The 7,700-nt window shown below is 67.4% G+C and carries 6 protein-coding genes; 2 read left to right on the top strand and 4 right to left on the bottom strand.

Annotation, left to right across the window (positions count from 1 at the left end):
* A partial coding sequence (locus tag NBV68_RS15715) for a sigma-70 family RNA polymerase sigma factor (protein WP_296311506.1) occupies positions 1–368 on the top strand: 368 nt, incomplete at its 5' end.
* Between the two features lie 23 nt (positions 369–391).
* On the opposite strand, the gene NBV68_RS15710 is transcribed toward NBV68_RS15715, so the two are convergent.
* Complete coding sequence (locus NBV68_RS15710) at positions 392–3,712, bottom strand: amidohydrolase family protein (RefSeq protein ID WP_296311503.1); 3,321 nt, start codon at positions 3,710–3,712, stop codon at positions 392–394.
* A 107-nt stretch (positions 3,713–3,819) separates the two neighbouring features.
* Here NBV68_RS15710 and NBV68_RS15705 point away from each other — a divergent pair, with 107 nt between their 5' ends.
* A complete protein-coding gene (locus NBV68_RS15705) occupies positions 3,820–4,782 on the top strand; it encodes a bile acid:sodium symporter family protein (protein WP_296311501.1) in 963 nt (320 codons plus the stop codon).
* Between the two features lie 101 nt (positions 4,783–4,883).
* Here NBV68_RS15705 and NBV68_RS15700 read toward each other — a convergent pair whose 3' ends face one another.
* The 3 genes from NBV68_RS15700 to NBV68_RS15690 all read right to left on the bottom strand — a co-directional run.
* Positions 4,884–6,170 carry an acyl-CoA dehydrogenase family protein gene (locus NBV68_RS15700; protein ID WP_296311496.1) on the bottom strand — a complete coding sequence of 429 codons (1,287 nt, stop codon included), beginning with the start codon at positions 6,168–6,170 and terminating at the stop codon, positions 4,884–4,886.
* Positions 6,171–6,176: 6 nt separating this feature from the next.
* Complete coding sequence (locus NBV68_RS15695; protein ID WP_296311493.1) at positions 6,177–7,520, bottom strand: phosphotransferase; 1,344 nt, start codon at positions 7,518–7,520, stop codon at positions 6,177–6,179.
* Between the two features lie 6 nt (positions 7,521–7,526).
* Positions 7,527–7,700: aldehyde dehydrogenase family protein (locus NBV68_RS15690; protein WP_296311508.1), on the bottom strand; the 174-nt coding region annotated here is incomplete at its 5' end.

The following is a 7,700-nucleotide window of genomic DNA, read 5'->3' as shown; positions in this document are numbered from 1 at the left end:
TGGGCCGCGAGCCGAGCCGCGCCGAACTCGCCCGGGCGATGCAGGTGGGCGATGCGGAACTGCTCGCCATCGAGGCCTCGGGGATCAGGCTGACCCCGATCGATGACGCCTATGACGAGACCAGCCTTGCCTTCGCCAGCGACGATCCCGACCCCTTCGAGGCGCTGTGCGCCGCCGAGGACCGCGAGCGGCTGATCGCGGCGATGGTCAAGCTTCCCGACCGGCTGAAGCTGGTGCTCCAGCTGTTCTTCGTCGAGGAGCTGAACCTCACCGAAATCGCCGCGGTGCTGGAAGTCAGCGTGCCGCGCGTCCACCAGCTGCGCGCCAAGGCGCTCAAGGATCTGCGGGGGCTGCTGGAGGGGAAGTAACGCCCCCTCCAGCCGTCCAACGATTACCCCGCATCCCCATCGGCATGCCCACGTCCCTCGTTGGTCGTGCGCATCGATCCGGCCGCGCCGGTCGCGCCTTCGCCTTCCCAGAAATAGGGGCGGCGCTTGGCGTCCCCGGTGCCCACCTCGTTCATCGTCCGCGCGTCATACAGCCGCCCGCCGACCATCACCTTCTCGATATTGTCGGAATTGGCGATGTCCGCGCTCGGATCGTCCGAGAGGATCACCAGATCGGCAAGCTTGCCGACTTCGATGCTGCCGATGTCCTTGGCCATGCCGAGCGACTGCGCGGAGGTGATGGTGCCCGCCTTCAATGCCGCCACCGGACTCATGCCGCCGCGCACGAAGCTCCACAGCTCCCAATGCGCGCCGATGCCCGCCTGCTGGCCGTGCGCGCCGATGCTCACCTTCACGCCGCGCTGCGCAAGCTTCCTTGCCTCGCGCGCGTTGTTGTCGTCGACGAAGGCCCACTCGGGTGCCTTGGTGCGGCGCGCGGTCTCGGCGAGCAGCATCTTGGGCGGGGTGTGGACCATCAGCGGGTTCTCCCACACATTGGTCGCCTGCCGCCAATAGGGATCGCCTGCTAGGCCGCCATAGGTGACCACCAGCGTCGGCGTGTAGTTGGTGCCCGACTGGCTGTAGAACTGCAGCACGTCCTCGTAGAACACGTCGACCGGGAGGTTGTGTTCCAGCGTCGAGTTGCCGTCGGCGGCGATGTTCATGTCCATGCCGAACAGCGATCCGCCCTCGGCCACCACCAGCATGTTCTCGGCCGCGGCAGCGCGCACCACCATCTGGCGCTGTTCGCGGCGGGGCTGGTTGTAGTTCTTGACCGAGATGCCCCCCTGCGCCTTGATCCGGCGCACATGCGCGAGCGCGTCCTCGTAGGAGTCGATCCGCGCATACACGTCGGGGGCCTTGGCGCCGTAGATGATCTCACCGGTCGAGAAGATGCGCGGGCCGAGCGTCAGCCCCGCCTTCTGGCGCTCGGCCGCGGCGAAGACGGTGCTCGCCTGGCTGGAGGGGTTGTGGATCGTGGTCACGCCCATCGCCAGGTCCTGCAACAGTGACCAGTTCTGCTGCGGGATCAGGTCGCCGACCCCGTAGGCCCCGTGGGCGTGGGCATCGACAAGACCGGGCATGATGGTCTTGCCGCTGGCGTCGACGAAGCGGGTGCCTTCGGGGAAGGTCATCGCCGCGATCGAGCCTTCGCTGACGGAGGTGATGCGGTCGCCTTCGATCACGATCACGCCGCTTTCGATCACCCCGGCATCGTCCGCGCCGAGCCCTCCGCGCATCGTCAGCACCCGCGCGCCGTGGATCACCGTGGTGCCGGAGGGCTTGGCCTTCTGTACCGTCACTTGCAGCGGAATGCCGGTTGTGGGCGGGGTGAAGGCAGGCGTCTTGTCGTCCTCCGCCTTGGGGGCGGCCGCGAACAGCGCGGGCACGTTGGCGCTCTGCAAGGAGGGCCCGATCGACCAGAACAGCGTCTCGCCGCCATTCGCCCAGCCGAGGTAATCCGCGCCCCCGGTGCTGACCTTGGTCACGGGGAGCGAGCCGCCCTTCTCGCTGACGTCGACCGGCTTGCCGCCGGGCACCAGCGGCATGGCGAAGACTTCGTAGTTCTGGCGGAAGGCGATGGTGCGGCCATCGGGCGCGATGCGCAGGTCGTTGGCGAGATCGCCCTTGGCGTGGGTGCGCTTGGCCTTACCATCGAGGTCGGTCGAGACCAGCGCGAGGTTGCAGCCGTCGCGCGCGACCATGAACAGGCGGTCATTGCCTGCGCCCCATTGTGGGTTCGCCCCGTCACGGGTGACGAGCTTTGCCTCCCCTCCGGCGACCGGCATGACATAGATGCCGGGGCCTTCCGAGAAATCGGGCGAGGTGAGGTAACCGCCCTCGCGCTTCTCGAAGGCGAGCATCGTGCCATCGGGCGAAAAGGCGAGATTGCCGAAATGCCCTGGCCCGGTGAGCACACGGCGGTTCTGGCCCTGCGCATCGGCGACAATGATCTCGCCGAGTGTAGCGTCGCTCCAGCGGACATAGGCGAGGCTCTGCCCGTCGCGGCTGAAGGCGGGGAAGGCTTCGAGCACGTCGACGCTGTCGCCCGTCAGCGGGGCGGGCGCGTCCTTGCCCTTGGCGGATTTGGAATAGAGCCGCCCAAGGCTCTCGAACACCACGCGCGACCCATCGGGGACAAGCGTGGCAAAGCGCGGCATGGTGGTGGTGAAGCTGTCGGGCGCGACCGCGATCACCGGGTGCGGCGCATCGGCTACGCCGCGGGTGTCTTTGACGCGGAAGGGGATCACCGCATGGCCGCTGCCGTCGCGGGCCACACGGTTGAGCTTGCCGCCGGCCCAGAAGACGATGCCGCTCGAATCCGGCAGCCAGTCCATGTTGGGATAGACCCCGGTAACCGCCCAGGTCTCCTGCACGTCGAGATCGAGCTTGCCGTAGATCATCCGCTCGCGGCCCGAGGCGATGTCCTTGACCCACAGCTGGGTCTGGTCCTTGTCGCGGCGGACGAAAGCGATCTCCTTGCCATCGGGCGAGGGCGAGGGGCGCACCGCGCCGCCGTAGCCGCTGACCGCGGTGGTGACTTCGCCGGTGGCGAGGTCATGGCGCTCGATGGCGAAGATCCCGGCCTGCGAGTCCTGCGCATATTCGAAGATCGGGCCAGACGTGGTGTTGCGGGTGTAGTAGATCGCGGAACCGTCGGGGGCGAAGACCGGCTCGCCCAGCTCCTTCTGGAGGCGTTCATTGGCGCGCTCGACCACCTGCACCCCGCCGCCGCCGCTGACGTGGTAGAGCCACACCTCGCCCGTCCCGGCGCTGCGTTCGGTGGTGTAGTGCTTCTTGGCCGCAATGAACCGCCCGTCAGGCGACCATGCGGGCTGGTTCAAGAGGCGGAAGTCCTCCTTGGTCACCTGCCGCTTGTCCGAGCCGTCGGCGTTCATCACCCAGATATTGTCCCCGCCGCCGCGGTCCGAGGTGAAGGCGATGCGCGTGCCATCGGGCGAGAAGCGCGGCTGCACGTCCCACGAGAGGCCTTCCGAAATGCGCTTGGGCGTCCCGCCCTCAATCGGCAGCGTGTAGATATCGCCCAAGAGGGTGAAGGCGATCGTCTTGCCATCGGGCGCGACGTCGACATCCATCCAGGTGCCTTCATCGGTGTCGATCGCGACCTGCTTGATCGTGGCGCCCTTGGGCGCATCGACGCTCCACTTCTCCTCCGCCTTGGCGTCCTTCTTGGCAGGCGCGGCGGCGAGCGGTGCGGCGATGCAAGCGGCCCCGGCGAGCAGGGCGGCGGCGAGATAGCGCATGGAAAGTCTCCCTCTGTCGGCGCGGAAGACTAGCGGCGCGCAAGGATATTGCTAGGGGCGGCAATGTCGTTGGTCGATTACAGACGGCGGCTCAGGGGGCCTCGAAGATGCTGCAACGGATCACCAACAATTTCGCCGCGCTGACGGTGGGGGGCGTGGCGCTCGCGTGGTTCTACCCGCCCGCCTTCACCTGGATGACCGACGGGAGCATCCGCTTCGCCGGGCAGCCGCTGCTGAGCCTCGCGCTGGGGGTGGTGATGCTCGCCATGGGCCTGACGCTGACCTTCGAGGATTACCGCGGCCTTGCCCGGATGCCGCGCGCGCTGTTTGCCGGGGTGGGCTTGCAATTCGCGGTGATGCCGCTGTCGGGCTTTGCCGTGGCCAAGGTGCTGGGGCTGGAGCCGGGGCTCGCCGTCGGCCTCATTCTGGTGGCGTGCTGCCCGGGGGGCACCGCGTCGAACATCGTCACCTACATCGCGCGCGGGCATGTGGCGCTGTCGGTGGCGATGACCATGGCCTCGACGCTGGCCGCGGTGGTGATGACGCCGCTGCTGACGGGGTGGCTGGCGGGGGCCTATGTGGAGATCGACCGACTGAATCTGCTCGTCCAGATGGTCGGCGTGGTGCTGGTGCCGGTGGTGCTGGGGACGGTCCTCAATCGCCTGTTCCCGCGCGCAGCGGAGCGGGTGAGCGCAGTGCTGCCGCTGGTCGCGATCGTGCTGGTGATCCTGATCGTGGGCGGAATCGTCGGCGGGGCGAAGGCGCAAATCGCTGAGCACGCCGGCGTGCTGCTGCTGGCGACCTTCCTGCTCCACGCGCTGGGCTTTGCGCTGGGCTATGCCCTCGCGCGGCTGCTGGGACTGGGCGAGATCGAGGCGCGGACGATCAGCATCGAGGTGGGGATGCAGAATTCGGGCCTCGGGTCAGGGCTGGCGAAGACCCCCGCCTTCGCCGCGCAGTTCGCCGATGTGGCGCAGGCCGCCCTCGCCCCGGTCCCGGCGGCGATTTCGGCGGTGTGGCACGTGGTGATCGGGAGTGTGCTTGCCGGGTGGTGGCGGCGAGGGAGTTAGCCCTTCTTCCTCCCCTCCCCATGGGGAGGGGCTGGGGGTGGGGGTTGGGCATCAGCGTCCGTCGTACCCCCATCCCCAACCCCTTCCCCACGGGGAAGGGGCTAGTCAAACATCCCCCGCTTCGGCCCCAGATAGCCGAACAGGTAGGCCCCCACCTTGCGCATCTGGATCTCCTCGCTGCCCTCGGTGATCCGATACCGGCGGTGGTGGCGATAGATGTGCTCGAAGGGCTTGTGCCGCGAATAGCCGATGCCGCCGTGGACCTGCATCGCGCGGTCCGCCGCCTCGCACACCAGCCGGTTCGCCCAGTAATTGCACATCGAGACCTTGTCGCTGATCGTCCGCTCGATCGCTTCGTGGGGCATATTGTCCATCTCCCACGCGGTCTTGAAGATCAGGAGGCGCAGCATCTCGGCCTGCGTCGCCAGCTCCACCAGCGGGAACTGGATCGCCTGGTTGCGCGCCAGCTCCTCGCCGAAGGGCTTGCGTTCCCGCGCGTATTTGACGCTTTCATCAATGCAATAGAGCGCCGCGCCGCAGCTGCTCGCCGCCTGCCGGATGCGGTTCTGGTGGACGAAGCTTTGCGCCAGCGCCAGGCCGCGGCCTTCGACGCCGAGGATCGCTGAGTCCGGCACCCACACGTTCCTCACCGAGAGGCGCGGGTGATCGGTGGGCATGTTGAAGGTCCACATCCACTCCTCGATTTTCAGCCCCTCGGTGGGGTTGGGGACGAGGAAACAGGTGATCCCGCTCGCGTCCCCCGCCTTGCCCGCCGTCCTCGCGAACATTGCGCAATGGGTGGCGGTGTGCATCCCGGTGATCCACATCTTCTCGCCATCGATCCGCCAGCCGTCGACCCCGTCACGGGCCTCGCGCACGGCCACCGTCTCCATGTGGGTGGCGTCGGAGCCGTGGTGCGGTTCGGTCAGCCCGAAGGCGACGCGGCGCGTGCGCTCGAACCCGCCGAGGATGAATTCGGCTTTCTGTTCTTCTGTCCCCCACTGGTCGAACATGGCGACGAAGGGGAAGTTGCCGACGATGCTGTGCTCGTTCTGCAGATCATTGTGCAGCCCGAGACCCTGACGGGCAAAGTGTTCGCGGATCACCGCCATCCAGAGGTTGCTGCCGTCCTTGCCGCCATAGCGCTTGGGCGCGGAGAAGCGCCAATGGCCCGCCTTGTCCGATCGGCGGGTGGCTTCCTTGAGCAGTTCCTCCCACTCGTGCCTAGGCAGCCCGCCCGCCTCGAAGTCCGTGCGCGCATATTCGCGGCGGTGGTCGAAGAAGCGGATGTTGTCGTCCTGCTGTTCGAGCGGCTTGATCTCGGCGGCGATGAAGGCGTCGAGTTCGGCGAGATAGGCCTGAAGGTCGGCGGGGATGGCGAAGTCCATGGGTTACTACTCTCCGGTCCATTTCTTGCGCGCGTGGGCCAGCGCGGGATATTTCGGCACATCCTGCGCCACAGCGGCGAGAATGCCGCCTCGCAATTCCGCCAGCGTTCCGGGTGCGGATAGGTTTGCGTCGCCTGCCAGCATCTTCGCGGCAAGATCGGGGTTCTCGACCGCCGGGATCGAGGCGTGCGTGTAGCGGGAAATCATGCCGAGCGCATTGCGGGCCACGGCATACTGGAAGCGGTCATGCCCTTCGAAGCGATCCTTGACAGTGCCGAGCCATTCGAAGATTGCCTGCGCGAGTTCGCCATCGGTCGCCTCGCCCTGCGGCGCGGGCGGGATTTCGAACGCGATCGGCCGCGCCAGCTCATCTTCCGGCGCATCCTCCTCCAGCAGCAGCAGCAGATCCAATTCCTGCTCGCTCGTCCGGCGCGAGATCACCACGCGTTCGAGCATCCGGTCCGCGCCCGAGCGCCATTGGGCGGCCATCTTGAGGCAGCCGAGCGCCCACCACACCGTCCGATAAATCGTCCAGAAGCGGAAGCGCGCAGGGTCGACGGTCACCCCCGCCTCGGTCTCATAGGCGGCGATGTAGTCTGCGATGCTCCCCAGCCCCAGCGCCGGACGATCATACCGAGCGAAGCGCCACACCGCCATGCAGCCGAAGGCCAAGTCCTCGTGGCGGTCGCCGAAATGGGCGATTTCCCAGTCGAGCACGCCGGTGAGGTGTGAGCCCTCCACCAGCAGGTTACCCATGCGGTAGTCGCCGTGGTTGAGGACGGGCTCGACCTCGGGCGGGCAATTGTCCTCCAGCCACCGGAGGCCGAGCGCGATGATCGGACGATCCCCGCCTGCGTCCATGAATTGCTGTTTCAGGTCAGCGATGGCCGCGCGGTAGTCCATCACCGGCACGCCCTCGGGCACGTCGCCGGGGCGCAGCCGATGGATGCGGGCCAAATCTCGCGCCGCCTCGCGCAGCAGCCCATCGGGATCGTCGCACGCCAGAATCACTTTGGGATCAGCCGTCCCCGGCAGCGCGCGCATCACGAACCCGCTGCCCAGCGCGTCCGCCGCCTCCAGCACCGCCACCACGTGCGGCGCGGTGACGCCCTTGGCCCGCGCCGCTTCTATCAGCGCCGCCTCGGTGGAATGCCCGTAAGGCCGCCCCTCCATGAAGGCGAGGCTCGGCGCGCGGCGCAGGACGTAATTTGAACCGCCCGCGCCAAACCGCCAACTCTCCATCACCGCGCCGCCGGTAAGCCGCTGCGGCTCCAACGACAAAGCGCCGAGGCCGACGCGGGCACAGACCCGCGCCAGCCCGGCGCTCAATTCGTCAGCAGAAATGCCCACGCGGCTTTACGCGAGGACGCTGTCCTTCTTCACGGTGATCACCTGTGCGTAGGTGAACTCCTTGAGGCCTTCCTTGCCGTATTCGGCGCCGAAGCCAGACTGCTTGTGCCCGCCAAAGGGCGCAAACGGGGACAGGTGGAGGTATTCATTGACCCACACCGTGCCGGTTTCGAGCTGCTC

Source organism: Erythrobacter sp. (genome assembly GCF_023653175.1).
Taxonomy (GTDB): domain Bacteria; phylum Pseudomonadota; class Alphaproteobacteria; order Sphingomonadales; family Sphingomonadaceae; genus Erythrobacter.
This window is presented reverse-complemented; position numbering and strand designations above follow the sequence as displayed.